Raw genomic sequence first — 16121 nt, 5'->3', positions numbered from 1 at the left:
TTACGAAAATTCTTTCAATTCTCTCATAAACGAGAAAGAAGCATATTTCCCCCTCCCCGTTCACGGGGAGGGTTGGGGTGGGGTTCCGAATTATAAGTAAGAATTCAAGAAAACATATCATTAACGATGTAAGTTTTTATCATATTGCACCTTCCCATAATCTAACTTCACAATCCTATCGGCAACTTCAAAGTACCGGTCATCGTGACTAACAACTAAAACCGTCTTGCCTCTACTTTTTAACTCTGGCAACAGTTGAGTGTAAAAAACTTCTTTGAATACAGGGTCTTGGTCTGACGCCCATTCGTCAAATATATAAATAGGACGATCTTCCAAATACGCCGTTAATAAAGCAAGACGCTTGCGCTGTCCTTGGGATAAAGCAGTAGTGGAAAGAATACCGTCTTTTACCTGCACTTTACGATCTAATTCCAGCTTTTCTAAATACTTTTGGTTTTGGTCAGTTAGTGATGGAGTGTCTAATCCTAGAAGACGGTTGAAGAGATAGAAGTCAGAGAAAACAACTGAAAACTGTTGGCGATACCACTCGCGATTTTTATCTGTAATCGCTTTACCGTCAAACTGAATTTCTCCCGATTCTGGAATATAAAGTCCAACTAGCAGCTTCACAAGAGTAGATTTGCCACTCCCATTACCACCGACAATAAACACTAATTCTCCACGATGAAAAGTTACGTCGAGTGGCCCTAGAATGAAGCGATGTTCTTCCCGTTCCCCACGGTAAGCATGAGTCACCCCCACTAATTTTAAAGAACTCCACTCAAATTGTGAATCTAGGGTCGTCGTCAGATGCTCTTCAGTTCTCTGGGCTACCAACGATAAGCCAAGCGATTCAATCTTATCTAAAGCAACATTCGCTCTACTTAAATCGGGAAGAGTGTTTAAAATCCCCCGCAACGGAGTAATCATAAATACGATTGTTAAAGCGTAGCCGGATAGAACAGAAACCGGAATATTTCTTAGTAAAGGTAAACCAAAAATCAGCAACCCAATGGGAACGAAGAACAACAGTAGCCCCCAACTTCCAGCAAAAGCGAAAATACTCATTGCCGCAACTCGGTAATGGCGCGAAGATGCAGCGGCAGCCTGGAGGTCTTGAGAGAGAAACGCTTGGCGTCTAGAGTGGTGCAGCTTGAGTTCCTTCGTCCCCTCCGTGGTAGTCCGAAAATGCTCGTATAACCTATCTCGCACTTCGCGGGAAAGCTTGAAAGAATCCCTACCCTTCGTCACCAGTAGAGTATGACTCAAGATTCCTAACGCCATGAAACCTAGGATGAAAAAGAAAAGAGGTACAGATAGCCAGCTCAAATAGAGCAGGCACCCCACTAAAATGGCGAGATTTACAAATAGTCCGGAAACGGAAATAGAGGCACTAGAAATTACCTCAATATCTTCTGTGAGGGTCGCGAGAAGCCGGGAGGAACCAATTTCTTCTAAGTGACGCAAGGGACAAGCCAGAATGCGTTGATTTAAGAGCATTCGCAGATTGAAGATGACCTCCTCTGCTAATCGGGCAATCAGGACTTGGGACGCAGTCATCGTCACAAACAGAAGAAAGCACAAACTAACAAAGCTCCAAGCCAGGGTCGTTGTTGGTAGTTGAATATCTCTTAAGGTGAGGTTAATCAGGGCTATTAGACCCGCACTACTCCCACCACTGAGAAGACCTGTCAATGCAGCCAAAATGACTGTTACCCAAGAATTTTTGAGGAGAAGGCGGATCAGCTTCATGGCATAACACCCCAGTACATTAAGACCAGCACTATCCTGTCAGATGCTAGTCCAATTGTCGTTAGCGTCGGCAAATTGTCCCGATCCGGAAAGAAGGAGTAGTTGCTACCAAGTCACGCGATCGCTTAATTTTTCGAGTAAGCTGGGGCCAACTCCTGGCACTTTGTCAAGGTCTTGTAACGAGGTAAAGGGTTTCTGCTGACGCGCCTCAATAATGCGTTGCGCTAATTTTGGCCCGACTCCGGGCAATGCCTCGATTTCTTCTTGAGTTGCAGTATTGAGGTTGACCAGATAGGGACCGGACTTAGGGCTAGGAATCGAGGATTGAGGAGAATTAGAGAGACTTTTCGGTGGTTGCGCCTTTTGGATCGGAAGTTTGGCTTTTGGATTGGCAGTTGGAGTGGTTTGGGAGGGTTGAGAAGCTGTTGTTTGCTGGGAACATTGTTTCTGTTGTGCCTGTATTTTCTGCCCAATCCCATCAGGAACACCTAACACAGCATTCTTATAAAGGCGGTCAAATTCGCGCTCATAATGGGCAGCAACAGTCGGACTTTCAATGACTAACACCGTCTCATCATTGCCGCTATTGGCGGCTTCTGACCAGTTGTGGGAGCCAGTGATGACGTTTTTTTTATCCACTACCCCAAATTTGTGATGCAATAAATCGCCCTTTGGCAGCACAGGCACGCCAACTGTGGTAATCGGTTCTTGCCAGGGGCGATTATCAGCTTCATACTTGCATTGATTGCTTAGGGCTTGCCCCATCATGTCCAAAGCTTCACTGTAGGAGCGATAGACAAAATCGGGATCGATTAAAGCCCTTACCTGCACCCCATTTTGATGGTCGGTTTCTAGAATATTCACTAAATGCTGATCGGAGAAGACAAACAACGCCATATCAACACTTTGGGCGGCGGTACTTAAGGTTTTGCCAATTAAGCCGTTACTGGTTTGATTCCAGGGTTGAGTGGTCGAAGTTGGAGAAAACTGGACGGTGACGGTGGTATTGACCAACTTGACTTGCTGTGGGGGTCGATAGGGCTTTTTGATGCCAAATTTACTATCAGGGTTGCCTCCTGGCCCATCGCCCCACATCACGTTAAACTCTTGGGTGAAAAGGGTTGCCAACTCAGGACTATCGATTTTCAGCAAGTTATTGGCATTGCCCAAACTGGTAGGCTTGGCAAAATCACCGTGAATATCCGATGTTGTGAAGTTAGCGGAAGTCACGATAAGTTTTGCGTTATCGACGATAACAAATTTGTGATGCATCAGGCTGCTGCCTTTAGAACCGTCAGCCGTATCGTCGATTGTCGGGATACCGGCGTTACGTAACATTACCAAGGCATCTCCTTGGTTAATTTCCGCTGGACTGAGCTGATTATCGCCGTTGCGGTCTACTAATTTGAGAAATTCTTGATAGCGATCGCTCTCCCTTTTTGGCAGTTTCGCCAACTCTGCTGGAGCGATCGCACTGAGAGGACGACTGTAGGTATTTTCTAAAATTACCCGAACTTTTACCCCAGCTTTCTTGCGATCCACTAGCGCCTGTGCAATCTTTGGTAAGCGCAACTCCTGCACCGCCACATCAACGCTGGATTTCGCAGACGCGATCGCATCGACAATCTGTTGCTCTAAATCATCTCCCTGTCGTCGTTGCTGGCGATACGGCTCAGTATATTCTGCCGTTTGGGCGTGGTTGAAATATACCTGAACAAAAGGATCTTGCGGCAGAGGCGTGAGACGGGAATTCTGCGACTGCACTCGCTGACACGCGCCGAGAGTTAGCGCCAGCAGTAACGTGAAGCCCAGACGGATTGTCGGCGGGGAAAAAAGAAGATGCACGGGAAGTTGGATTCGCTGATAGATAAGAGAGGATAGGCGAACTCGCCATCCCTTTTTTACGTCATCGAAGCATAAATTTCTTTCATCACCCACACGATAACCTGACGGATTCGTGGTGTCATCACCGATTTTTCGTCAGCAAGCGAAAACGATTCTCAAAGACTTGCCCCTCTTGCATTAACATAAACTGCAAGCGGACAAAATATTCGATCTTGTCCAACCGCCCACGGCGGAGAGTTTCCACAGGATAAAAGCTTTGTGGGGGTGGGAGGCACCAAGCCACACCACTATTTTTTATGCCAACCAGAAAAAAAACGTTTTCGTGCGGTCACAAAGGTCATGGTCAAACCTGCCATCGCTGCGTTCAAGAACGCGCCACCTGGATTCAAAGAAAACAGGAAAAACAGGAGTGGGAAGAATCTTTTTCACTCGATCCGATTAATTTAAGACATCTTCCCGCTCATTTGGTAGTGAAGGCGCGTGCCATCATCGCTAGATTGGAGGGTAGCCGGAACTATATCGAATTTAGGGGCAAGCGGATGCGCCACAACCGCTTGATTATTAGTATCCCTTTGAGCCGCGACTACCGGATGATTTGCCGCGACTGCGGGACTAAGCTGGTGCCAGAAGAAGTCATGTCTCACGAAGAATATAACGTCTGTAAACCGGGTAGTTAGGTGAGAGACGCTCTAGCGAGAGGCGCTATATGCTGAAAGAAGAGACAGCCTGTCGCTTAATCAACCATGCAAATTTATCTGGATTATAGTGCTACTACGCCCACTCGCCCAGAAGCGATCGCAACCATGCAAACTGTCCTCACCCAGCAGTGGGGCAATCCTTCCAGCTTGCACGAGTGGGGGCAACGGGCAGCAACGGTTCTGGAACTGGCAAGAATTCAGGTCGCTGGACTCATTAACGCACCGGCTGAGTCGATTATCTTCACTTCTGGCGGCACCGAGGCAGACAATCTGGCGATTATGGGGGTTGCCCGCAGCTACAGGACGCCCCAGCATATCATTATCTCCAGCGTCGAGCATTCAGCCGTGTCAGAACCGGCGCGTTTATTAGAGTTGTGGGGTTGGCAGGTGACGCGGTTGCCGGTAGATATTAAAGGACGGGTGAATCCCACCGATTTAGAAAAGGCGCTGCAACCGAATACAGTCTTAGTTTCGATTATTTACGGGCAAAGCGAAGTCGGCACGCTACAACCGATAGAGGAATTGGGCAAGATTGCCCACTCTCACGGGGTGTTGTTTCACACCGATGCCGTCCAAGTCGCTGGACGCTTACCGATTGACGTGCAGCGGCTGCCGGTGGATATGCTATCTCTTTCCAGCCACAAAATCTATGGCATTCAGGGCGCGGGTGCGGTTTATGTCCGCCCTGGTGTAGAGTTAGCGCCCTTATTGTGCGGGGGAGGGCAAGAAATAAAACTGCGTTCCGGAACTCAGGCTGTTCCTGTCATTGCTGGTTTTGGCGTGGCGGCTGAGTTGGCGGCGCAAGAATTGGGAACAGAGACACCGAGATTGATAAAATTGCGCGATCGCTTATTTTCCCATTTAGCGGATGTTCCCCACCTCATCCCTACTGGCGACAGGCAGCATCGGCTACCCCACCACGTCAGTTTCAGCGTCATCGGAGAGAGTGAAAAAGTTACCGGAAAAACCTTGGTGCGGCAGATGAACCTGGCTGGAATTGCCATCAGTGCCGGTTCTGCCTGTCACAGTGGCAAACTCAGCCCCAGCCCCATCTTGCTGGCAATGGGGTATAGCGATGCAGTTGCCTTAGGAGGCATTCGCTTCACCCTGGGACGGGACACCGAGGAAGCGGATGTAGACTGGGCGGCAATGGTGCTGAAGCAAGTTTTAGAGCGATTGATGCCTGTTTCCAAGAATAGCTTTCAGCCGGAGCGAGTTTTGAGTTTAGAATTTTGAATGCTAACGACTCACAGTAATCAGTAGGTGGGAATCATTAACGACAACATTAAACCGAATCCCTAACCTTCTTCCCGTACTGCGCGTTCCTAACGGAGGCAAGCAGCAATCCCGACATAATTAAAACATTCTTTCTCTTGTCCCCTTTCCTCTTAGGAGAGGGTTAGGGAGAGGTTTTTAATCAATTTGACATTTTGGCTGAATCCACTTAAATTCAACAATTTTCGAGATGGCAGAACTTCCCAAATCACTAGAAGAAGCGATCGCGCAATCCCGTGAAGCAACCCAAGCTGCGATCGCCAATGGTTACACCCGCATCAAGGTCGAGTTAGTCTTCCCAGAACTCAAACCGATGCCCGTCGCCTTGCAATTTATCGAAGCCTTTGAGGAGATGGCATCGGAGTTGAAAGTTTTCTTTCCCGACGCTGGGGCAGCTGCCCTTGCCCGCCGCGACTGGGGACAAGTACCCTTTAAAATTACAGATATTGGCAGTAGCCGAGCGTCCGTAGATGAGAAAATTCACCCAGAAGATCGTGTTTTCTTGTTCGTTGAACCTTCCGCAGTAGAAGTTTTGCAAGTCGAAAAACTGTGCGAAGCAGCAGGCGATCGCCCGGTGGTTCTCCTCAACCCTAATCTAGAAGACGCCGCTATTATTGGCATTGGCTACGCGGGACGACAATTGCGCGATCGCTTCCTGACTACCCTGGAATCTAGCTACTATCTCAGACCCCTCGACGGTGCTGCCGTGCTTCGCTGCTACCCCTCCCCCTGGCAAGTTTGGCAGGAAACAAACGACAACTATCAGCTGATTGCCGAAGTTTCTACAAAACCAGTGGGCGAAGAACTTGACAACATCCTGGCAGGAACAACTCAGGCTAAGGACGCTGCCAATCCCAGCAACCGCAGCAGCGAATCCCCAGCGCCGAAAAAACCTGGATTGTTCACCAATTTACAACGGTTCATTCGTACCCTGAGCCGTTAATTGTGTGCGTAATAGCGATCGCGCCCTGCGGCTTTTGCCTGATAGAGGGCGGTATCTGCTGCGGAAATCAGCATTGCTGGTGAGGATTCTAAAGTCGGAACTACACTAGCAATGCCCAAACTGAGCGATATCTGCTGACTAGCTTGAGAATTAACGTGCGCGATCGCTAACGCCTTCACTTCAGCGCGGATTTGCTCAGCAACTCGGATTGCTCCCTCAACTACGGTATACGGCAAAATTATCGCAAATTCTTCTCCGCCGTAACGAGCCACTAAATCCGTCGAACGCTTCACTGCACGCCGAATCGCACTCGCCACTGCCTTTAAACATTCATCTCCCGCTTGATGACCGTAAGTATCGTTGTAGAGTTTAAAAAAATCGATATCGCCCAAAATTAAGGATAAGGGTGCTTGCTCTCGCACCAGCCGCTGCCACTCACTATTCAGATACTGGTCAAAGCAACGGCGATTCGCTACCTGAGTCAAGCCATCTAAAACGGCAAGGCGCTGCAACTCCTGATTCGCTTCCTCCAACTGTTGATAAAGTTGGGCTTGTTTAATCGCGATTCCCGCCTGTGTTGCTAATTCTTGGAGTAAATTAATCTCTAGCTGCTGCCACTGTCGCGGTTGCGAACAATGATGAGCAATCAATAATCCCCACAAATCCTCGCCTTGGAGGATGGGAACCACCAAGTTTGCTCTCACCTGAAACTGAGCCAGTAAATCAATGTGACACGGACTTATCTTTGCCGTATAAATATCTTCAATCGCTAGAATCCGACCGTTTTTGTAAGGCTCCACATAAGTTTGTGCAAAGCAACGGTCTGTCATCGTCGATCCTAAAATTGGCGTCCACCTAGAATCGACCGACTCAACTGCAACAACGCCACTCCAGTCTGGATGAAAGCGGAAAATGAGTACTCGGTCAGCCTGAAGAAATTGTCGCACTTCCCTGACTGTCGTGTTGAGAATCTCCTCCAGCTTCAGAGATTGACGGATTTGGTGAGTAATTACCCGAATCAACGACTCCCGCTTTGCCTGCTGCAACAATGCCTCTTCAGTGGCTTTGCGCTGGGTGATATCCGTTACCATTCCCAGGACTCCCGCATATTTTCCCACTTGATCGAAGATGGGATTGGTAGAAACAATTGCCCATAGATCGGAGCCATCCTGACGGCAGAATTTAAAATCATGTTGTTCTTTAATTCCTTGGCGGCGACGCTCCATGAAAGCTTTTGCGATCGCGCGACCTTCGTCATCCATAAAAGCAAACAAAGGCTTGCCTAGCATTTGAGCTGCTGTTAGTCCTAGCATTTGTGCCATCTGGTTATTCACAAAAGCTGTATTCCCCTCTGGATCGAGAACCCAGATCCCTTCAACGGTGGTTTCGACAATTCGACGATACCTCGCTTCGTTTTTCCGTAGTGCTTGCTCTGCCTGCTTGCGCTCGGTTAGGGAAGCAATAGAATTAGCCAAACTTCCAATCCATTTCAGGAATGAATCATTGCATTGAACGATTTCCCGATGGGCTAAACTTAAAACTCCGATCGACCGTTGGTTGACGATCATCGGCATACAAATGAAAGTTTTAATCTCTGACTGCGAGAATATTTTATTAAAGTTACTATTCTTGGCTGACTGCGAAAGATCCGTCTTCACGACAGGTTGACCCGTGCGAACCACACTCCCCGAAAGTGTCTGCTCTACCGGCACCTCCAGAACAGTTGTATCCGCAAGCAAGGGAACTCCTTTTAGCCCTGCAAACACCATCATTTGCCTTGCTTCGTCATAAAGTTCGATGGTGATAATCGGAAAACCAGTATCAATACTAATTTGTTCAACAATCTCTTGAAATGCGGCGTGAAGAGATTGAGTCCCCTGCGCGATTTCTGAAATTTTGTATAGCGTTAGCCGTTCTAGATTACACAGGGTGAGCTGATTTTCTGAGTGCTTGCACTCGGTAATATTCTGAGCTTCGGCAATCAATAAAGGTAGCGTATGCTGTGCCTCAACAAACTCTGTTTCTACCTTCAAAATCTTCAACGAAAAGTCAAAGGTGGCGACAGTATTTCCAACACCTCGCACCTCAACTTCGTAACTCACGATTTCTCCGGCTGCTGCTTGAGCGATCGCGCATTTTAAACGTTCCTGGATCTCTGGCGAAATGCTCCACCACGGCGCTTCCCAAAAAAAACAACCTATTACATCACTTGCAGTGATTCCACCAAAGTTTAGCGCCGTCTGATTAGCTTCTATAACAATCCCGTCTGATTGCAGTAGCGCGATAAATTGGGATGTTTGATTAAAAATAGCGCGGAATCGTCTCTCACTTTCGCTTAACGCTGTTTCAAACCTTTGTCGTGAGAGAATCTCTTTTTGGAGTTGTTCCTTCGTCTGGATCGGTTGATCTGTTAATGCTGCAACTAGCTCTTCAAAATGCTCTAACTGTCCGCGAGGAGTTGTTGCCTGAGAACTGTCATCCCAGGGTACTAATTGATGAGGGTTCATTTCCTACACTCCTAATACCATTGGCGCAAAAATACCCCTCTCCACAAGAACAGTAGCCAAGCGATCCCCTGAGCAAATGATGCCATACCATAGGTTTACACATCCGCCCTAAGGATCGTTAAAGAAAACATAAAATGTTATTAATCTTTCGCTGAGCGGCGGCTGAAATTTGAAGTTGAGGCGGCTTGATGGATGCGATCGCTTGGGTTAGCCCTTGGATGCAGATTTTTGTCCTAGCGCTCCTGGCTTCCTTGTAACGGCGTTCTTGAAGAAGCAATCGCCGATGTGATGATGATTCTACCGTTCGCTAAAACGGAAGATGCGTCAATCGTGGCGCTTCTGCTAACAAGAATGTTAAGTTAAAAAATCGCGTTTTTGAATTTTCACGGGCTTGATGAGTATCCTAAGTTTAGGGTGACAAATCGGCATTAGAAATGCTATCCAGATTTTCTGTTCATCTGAAATGGTTGAACCTGTTCCGCCATGATGAAAGCGCCATAATCTAATTGGAGATTGGGAGATTGCAAGATTGGGAGACGGAAAAAATCCCCCTACCCCCTATAGCCCCTCCGCTTTGTTTGTATATTCTGTATTAGAGGATGTCTGAAAAGTCATAATCGAGACTCTTAAACAGTAGAGATACCCCTTGCCGTCCCTGATAAATTGGGGGACTTTGAGAAACTTATCCTCCTTGAAAAGAGGGACTAGGGGACAAAGTCAATTTTTGGCACTTCTCAGACATCCCCTTAGATGCAAACTAGCTTGTCTATAAATATCTCTGTTCCAGATGTAAGCGAGTGCTGGATTTCAGTATTCTCAGTGTAAAAATATTTACTTCTTATCAATTATCGAATGTTAAAAAAAATTACAATTTATAAACCTTTTATTTAATAAATTGAAGGTTCATAAACTAAAAGACATAATGAAAAGCGGGATTGATAGTTTAATTTTACTCTTTTGAGAGTGCAAAAGCTGATGGTTAAAATTAGTCTCAAAAAAATTGCATCTAAAAAAGAAGGACTATCTCTTCTACAGGAAATTTTAGAAATAATAGAAACACCGATCGCAATTCAGGATGCATCAGGCGAAATAATTTTAGGAAATGATAGTAAAAATGGCTTCAATAAATATCCGGTAGAGCTGTCGGGTGAAGCGATTGGATGGGTAACGGGGGAGCGGAAGGCATCTGTTGTAGCTTCACTGCTTTCCTGTTTAGCGAATAAAGAGCTAGAGAAAAAAACACTAGCTCATGAATTACTAGATAAATATAGAGAAATAACCCTTCTCCACGATATTTCTACAAAAATAACGGCTAGCCTGGATCTCAAAGAAGTTGCCAAACTTGTAATTGATGAAGTCAGGAGACTCATTGAGGGAACCAGCGGTGCAGTTCTCTTACTCAATGCAAGAACGCAAAAGCTTGAGACTATCTCGGAATTTGGTGAGGGATGCCACCCAAAAGCAACCTTACGGGTAGGCGAGGGCATCGTTGGCAGTGTTGTTTTAACCGGAAAAGGAGAGATAGTCAACGATGTATTATCTGATCCTAGGTTTGTTGAAAGACAAACTCCAATCAGCTCCTTAATTTGTGTTCCTTTGAAGACGAAAGATAGGGGGATTGGTGCAATTGAGATTAGCAGTTCTTCCCCGAAAAGCTATACAGCAAAGGATCTGAAACTCTTGAACCTGGTGGCATTCCAAGCAGCATCAGCCATCAACAATGCCCTTGTTCATGAAAACCAGCTCAAGGAAAGCCGTCGGGAAAATTTGCTTTTACGTTTGGGTAGCCAAATTCGTCATTCCCTCGATCTCAATACTGTTTTGGAAACAGCGGTAAGTGAAATTCGCAACCTCCTACAAATTGATCGCTGTTCGTTCATTTGGTATCGACCGAACATCGTTTGTATTAAGTCAAGCTGTCCGAAAGAAATACTATTTCGAGAAGAAAATCAAGCAAGTTGGGAAGTTGTTCATGAATCTAGAAGTGCTGACCTACCTAGCTTAATTGGGTACTACTCTGCTACGGAAACAGGTTCTTTTACGCAAAAGCTTTTGGAGCTGGAAATCATTCGCGCCGATGAGGTGGAAACTTTAAGCGATCCAGTCATGCAGGACTTTTTCGTTTCTCAGGGGTTCACCTCTATATTGGCATTGCCCATTCAAACTCACTCTGGTGCGATTGGTGTTGTTAATTGTGGTAACACTCAAGAAATTCGACCTTGGAGTGAGTATGAAGTTGAACTATTGCAGGCGGTGGCGAATCAATTAGCGATCGCTCTCGACCAAGCAGAACTTTACGAACAAAGTTGCACTGCTGCCTTTGTTGCCAAAGCGCAAGCGCAACAGCTACAGCGAACCCTGCACGAGTTACAACAAGCTCAATCTCAGCTGATTCAGAGCGAAAAAATGTCCAGTCTGGGTCAGATGGTCGCTGGTATTGCCCACGAAATCAACAACCCTGTCAACTTCATCTACGGCAATATCAGCCACATCAATCAATATACTCAAGACTTACTCTACCTTTTAGAACTCTACCAGCAGGAATATCCCGATCCAGCGCCGAAAATTCAAGCTCAACAAGAAGAAATTGACCTCGATTTCCTGGTCGAAGATTTGCCGAAACTGCTGTCTTCAATGCAGGTGGGAGTCGATCGCATTCGCCAGATTGTATTATCACTGCGAAACTTTTCCCGCGTGGATCAGGCACAAATGAAGCCAGTGGATATTCATGAGGGGATCGATAGCACCTTGCTGCTTTTACAAAATCGCCTGAAACCGAGTGGTGGAAATCCAGGCATTCAGATGATTAAAGAGTACGGCAAACTCCCTCTTGTGGAGTGTTATGCAGGTCAGATGAACCAGGTGTTCATGAACATTCTTGTCAATGCAATTGATGCCTTAGAAGAAGGCAGCGATCGTGGGTTATGGGTCATGGGTAATCGGGAAGAAAGTAGCAATAGCTCATTACCTACAATTCAGATTCGCACGGAAATGGGAGATGGCAATAAAGTTGTAATTCGCATTGCCGATAACGGTTCTGGAATGACCGAAGCAGTGAGAAAACAATTGTTCGATCCCTTCTTTACGACGAAAGCAGTAGGAAAGGGGACAGGGCTAGGGCTATCAATTAGCTATCAGATTGTAGTGAAAAAACATGGTGGAGTTCTGAAGTGTTTTTCCCAACCAGGTCAGGGAACCGAGTTTTGGATTGAGATCCCGCTAGCACCACAGCATTTAAGCCAGCTGCCTAGAGGCATGGCGACATCAAATCATTAAGGCAAGTTATCCGGCGAAACGCTTTTAGTCGCGAGGGAGATGAGTATGAGTGTGATGTCTGAGCAGAACAATCATGCGATGGCGAATCAGCGATCGCTCATGCGCCTCCCCCGAACCCTGAGTGTCTTGGAAACCTGGGGTTTCGGTCTGACGACTCATCTGGGATGGATTGGCACGGCACCTCTGATGCACGCTGCTCTTGGGTCGTCTGCCCTTTTCGTGTGGTTGCCCGCAACGATCGTGGGGGTGCTGCTGAACCTACAGGTGAAGCGTTTAGGGGAACATTGGCCGGAGATGTCAGGCGGAACGCCGAACTATACAACCCGGCTACTGAGAAACTATCCCGGTCTGGGTCGTTACGGAGCGATCGCATACTTCATCGCTTGGGCAGGATATCTGCCAGTCAACGCGATCATCTTCACAAATCTGATCGAAGCCAACCTGGAACCTTTGGGCATTACTTGCCCCGAAATAATTCTCAAAATTGGATTCACGCTACTGGGTTATATTCTGGCGTTTAGCGGCACCCGCGCCTTGGGGATTCTGCACTTATTTTTCATTCTCCCGGCAGCCGGATTTCTACTTGTGTTCTGCACTCAAGGGATCGGGTGGTTAGCCGTCTCTCCAGCTAGCCCTGGTTTTTTCCCCACCAGTTGGTCAACGCTAACTTTTGCAGACTGGGCCAAGTGGTACTTCTTTGCCGCCTACCTTGCCTACGGCTGTGAAAGCGCTTCCTCTTTTGTCGCTGATAGCCGACGCCCTCATGAAACTTTACGATTTCTGATCTTCTCTGCTTGGCTAATTCCAGTTGTCCTAGTGGGCGGTTCCTGGATAGTCATGCGTTTGGTGCCCGTACAACAAGGGCTTGGCGAAGACACGTTCTTGACCCTATTAACGGCTGCCCAGCCTTTCTGGGGTCAGTCAGCTTCTTCAATCGTCACACTCCTAATCGCCTCCAGCTGTCTTCTCACCTGCGCCACTTGCGTTTCCAACTCTCCCCGTATTTTGTACCAACTCGCCCTAGACGGACTGCTTTCACCCGTCTTCGCCATTGTCTCAAGGGCAGGTGTCCTGCAACCGGGTCTTGTATTTAGCCTTGTAATCAGCCTCATCTGTCTGATTTGGGGAGATATCTCCCGCATCGTGGTAGTAACGGGTACTAGCTGGTTGGCATCAATCATGGTAGTCCACCTGGCATTATGGCTGCGCCGAGACAGACCAGAAGTGCGATGGTCGTGGTGGTCTGGAGGCTTTTTCCTGGTAGAAGCGGTTGTTTTGGTAGTGGGAGGTTTAGGTTGGAGTTGGCAAGACGTGCTGATTGGGCTGCTGTTTCCCATCGCCGTTTTGGCAGCGGATGCGGCTATCGGTCGTATTGCGTTTCCACCCTTTCACCCAGCCTGGTGGATTCAGCGAGATCGGGCGCAGCACCGTCAGAGCAAAGATTTTGTGGCATTTCAAGTAATCATCCTGCTGGTGTTGGTCTGTGGCGCTACCACAATAGGCTGGGCGATCCGAGCCTTGTTAGAGAGAGGTTCAAGCAGTTCCAGCAACAATCTCTTGGTCATTTTGCTGATGATCGTCGGGTTTGTCGCGATCGCGATCGCCTGCTGGACTAGCTTACCCCAGGTCACGGCGATCGCTGAAGCACGGGAACAAGTGGAAAACCTCTTTATCACTGCCCTTGATACCGTCCCGGATACCATTCTGGTGCTGGATGAAAAGGGTGCGATTCGTCAGGCTAACCCAGCCGCCTCCCAACTGTGCCAGATGAATACCCATGAGCTAGTTGGGCATCGCCTGAATGAGTTCCTGTCGGGATTGGCGAATGAGCCTGAGCAGTGGCCCAACCGGAGCGAACAAATACTCACTCAAACCCCTCTAGAGACGCAAAATTTCGCGTCTCTACGCATCATTGAAGCGACAATCTCCCAGAAGAAAAATCAGAATTTCCAACAATATATTGCGATTCTGCGCGACATCACCGAACGCAAACAGGCGGAAGCAGCATTGCAAAAAGCTAATGCCTATCTCACTGCTATCATTGACAACTTAGCAGCAGGCTTGTTGGTGACGGATACAAATGGACAAATCACTCGCATTAATCCAGCAATGCTCGCTATGTTTGGGCTGGGAAACATCGATCTGACGGGTAAAGATTGCCACGAACTATCTAACACGAAGGTGGCAGAACTTGTACAACAAACCAGAGAACATCCCACAGAAGTCTTTATAGCAGAGATAGAACTGGCAGATGATCGATTCGGTCAAGCAGTGGCAACAGCAATTTGCAAAGATGCTTCCCAGGATGCAGTCAATAATTGTATCGGTTCGGTCATCTTAATTCGGGATATCACTGCCGAAAAAGAAATCGATCGGATGAAGACAGATTTTATCTCTACGGTTTCCCATGAGCTGCGGACGCCCCTAACCTCTATACTCGGATTTGCCAAAATCATCAAGAAAAAATTGGAAACTGGGATTTTTCCCTTACTCCAAACAGAGGATCGGAAAACTCAAAAGACTGTCAAGCAGGTGGGAGAAAATATTCATATCATTGTGTCTGAAGGTGAGCGGCTAACATCCATAATTAACGATGTCTTAGATATCGCCAAGATGGAGGCGGGTAAAGTTGAATGGCAGATGCATCCCACTTCTATAGAAGAGATTATCGAACGGGCAATCGCAGCCACCTCATCTCTAGTTGAAGTTGCAGGGCTTCATCTGCAAAAAGATATTGAAGCGGGACTTCCTGAAGTTGTGGGCGATCGCGATCGCTTGATCCAAGTTGCCATCAATCTTATTTCCAATGCCATCAAGTTCACAGACGTTGGCTATGTAACCTGTCGCGTCAGACAGCAATCTAATCAAATTATCGTCAGCGTCATCGATAGCGGCATTGGCATCGCCGCCCCTGACCAAGATAAAGTGTTTGAGAAATTCAAGCAAGTCGGTGACACCCTCACAGACAAACCCAAAGGAACTGGTTTGGGGCTACCAATCTGCAAGCAAATTGTAGAACATCATGGCGGCAAAATCTGGCTAGAAAGTGAGCTGGGTAGGGGTAGTACCTTCTCTTTCAGTCTACCCATCAGTAATAGCACCAATGCTGATGTAGAGAAGATGAATATCGATATCCTCGTTAGACAATTGAAACAGAGTCTCGTCCAAATGGAACCCTCGTCCTCTGAGCATCATAAAACCATTTTGGTCGTTGATGATGATGCCCACATTCGTCAACTTCTCAGGCAGGAACTGGAAGCCGAAGGATATGAAGTCAAAGAAGCTATCGATGGAATGAATGCGATTGCCCAGGTTAAAACTGCCCAACCCGACCTAATTATTCTAGATGTGATGATGCCGCAAATTAATGGGTTTGATGTGGCAGCGGTGCTAAAAAATGACCCCCAGACGATGGGCATTCCCATTATCATCCTGTCAATTATTGAAGATAAACAGAGGGGCTATCGGCTGGGCATCGACCGATACTTTACCAAGCCTGTTAACACAGAAGGACTCCTCAAGGATATCGGATTGCTACTGTCTCAAGGAACGTCGAAGAAAAAAGTTTTGGTTGTTGATGAAAATGAATCAACCCTGAGAATACTAGCTGAGGTGCTGCAAGCCAAGGGATACAGCGTTGTTGAAGCATCTAATGGCCCTGAGTGTATCGAGAAGGCATTATCAGTCAAACCCGATATGATTATTGTAGATTCCGTGTTTTCACAGCAGCATAATCTTGTCAAAACATTGCGATTTGAATGTGGGCTGGAAAATGTCTTATTTCTGTTACTAGCCGAGAGCCAACTTGAATAGAGCGAAAAAGGT

Annotated in this window: 8 protein-coding genes; 5 read left to right on the top strand and 3 right to left on the bottom strand. The window is 47.1% G+C overall.

Annotated features, from left to right (window positions below; genetic code table 11):
- Positions 1-120 precede the first annotated feature (120 nt).
- Positions 121-1752 (bottom strand): cyclic peptide export ABC transporter, encoded by a 1632-nt coding sequence (locus tag NC996_RS02740; RefSeq protein ID WP_190533079.1) that lies wholly within the window; start codon positions 1750-1752, stop codon positions 121-123.
- A 105-nt stretch (positions 1753-1857) separates the two neighbouring features.
- Positions 1858-3597 (bottom strand): DUF655 domain-containing protein, encoded by a 1740-nt coding sequence (locus NC996_RS02735; RefSeq protein WP_347277775.1) that lies wholly within the window; start codon positions 3595-3597, stop codon positions 1858-1860.
- A 296-nt stretch (positions 3598-3893) separates the two neighbouring features.
- Here NC996_RS02735 and NC996_RS02730 point away from each other — a divergent pair, with 296 nt between their 5' ends.
- From NC996_RS02730 to NC996_RS02720, 3 genes are all read left to right on the top strand, one after another.
- Positions 3894-4274 (top strand): hypothetical protein, encoded by a 381-nt coding sequence (locus NC996_RS02730; RefSeq protein WP_190413403.1) that lies wholly within the window; start codon positions 3894-3896, stop codon positions 4272-4274.
- A 66-nt stretch (positions 4275-4340) separates the two neighbouring features.
- A complete protein-coding gene (locus NC996_RS02725) occupies positions 4341-5531 on the top strand; it encodes a cysteine desulfurase family protein (protein WP_190681492.1) in 1191 nt (396 codons plus the stop codon).
- Between the two features lie 229 nt (positions 5532-5760).
- Positions 5761-6513 carry a DUF1995 family protein gene (locus NC996_RS02720; RefSeq protein WP_190681490.1) on the top strand — a complete coding sequence of 251 codons (753 nt, stop codon included), beginning with the start codon at positions 5761-5763 and terminating at the stop codon, positions 6511-6513.
- Here NC996_RS02720 and NC996_RS02715 read toward each other — a convergent pair.
- A complete protein-coding gene (locus NC996_RS02715) occupies positions 6510-9020 on the bottom strand; it encodes a diguanylate cyclase (RefSeq protein WP_190681488.1) in 2511 nt (836 codons plus the stop codon). The two genes, NC996_RS02720 and NC996_RS02715, sit on opposite strands and share 4 nt — an antisense overlap.
- Before the next feature lie 975 nt (positions 9021-9995).
- On the opposite strand from NC996_RS02715, the gene NC996_RS02710 reads away from it, so the two are divergent.
- Positions 9996-12296, top strand: a complete 2301-nt coding sequence (locus tag NC996_RS02710; protein WP_199302814.1) for a GAF domain-containing protein — start codon at positions 9996-9998, stop codon at positions 12294-12296.
- Positions 12297-12341: 45 nt separating this feature from the next.
- A complete protein-coding gene (locus NC996_RS02705; protein WP_242037412.1) occupies positions 12342-16109 on the top strand; it encodes a response regulator in 3768 nt (1255 codons plus the stop codon).
- Positions 16110-16121: the final 12 nt, after the last annotated feature.

Source organism: Trichocoleus sp. ST-U2 (assembly GCF_039961875.1).
Lineage (GTDB): Bacteria > Cyanobacteriota > Cyanobacteriia > Cyanobacteriales > FACHB-T130 > FACHB-T130.
Note: the sequence above shows the minus strand (reverse complement) of the source record. Positions and strands in the feature narration are given on the sequence as shown.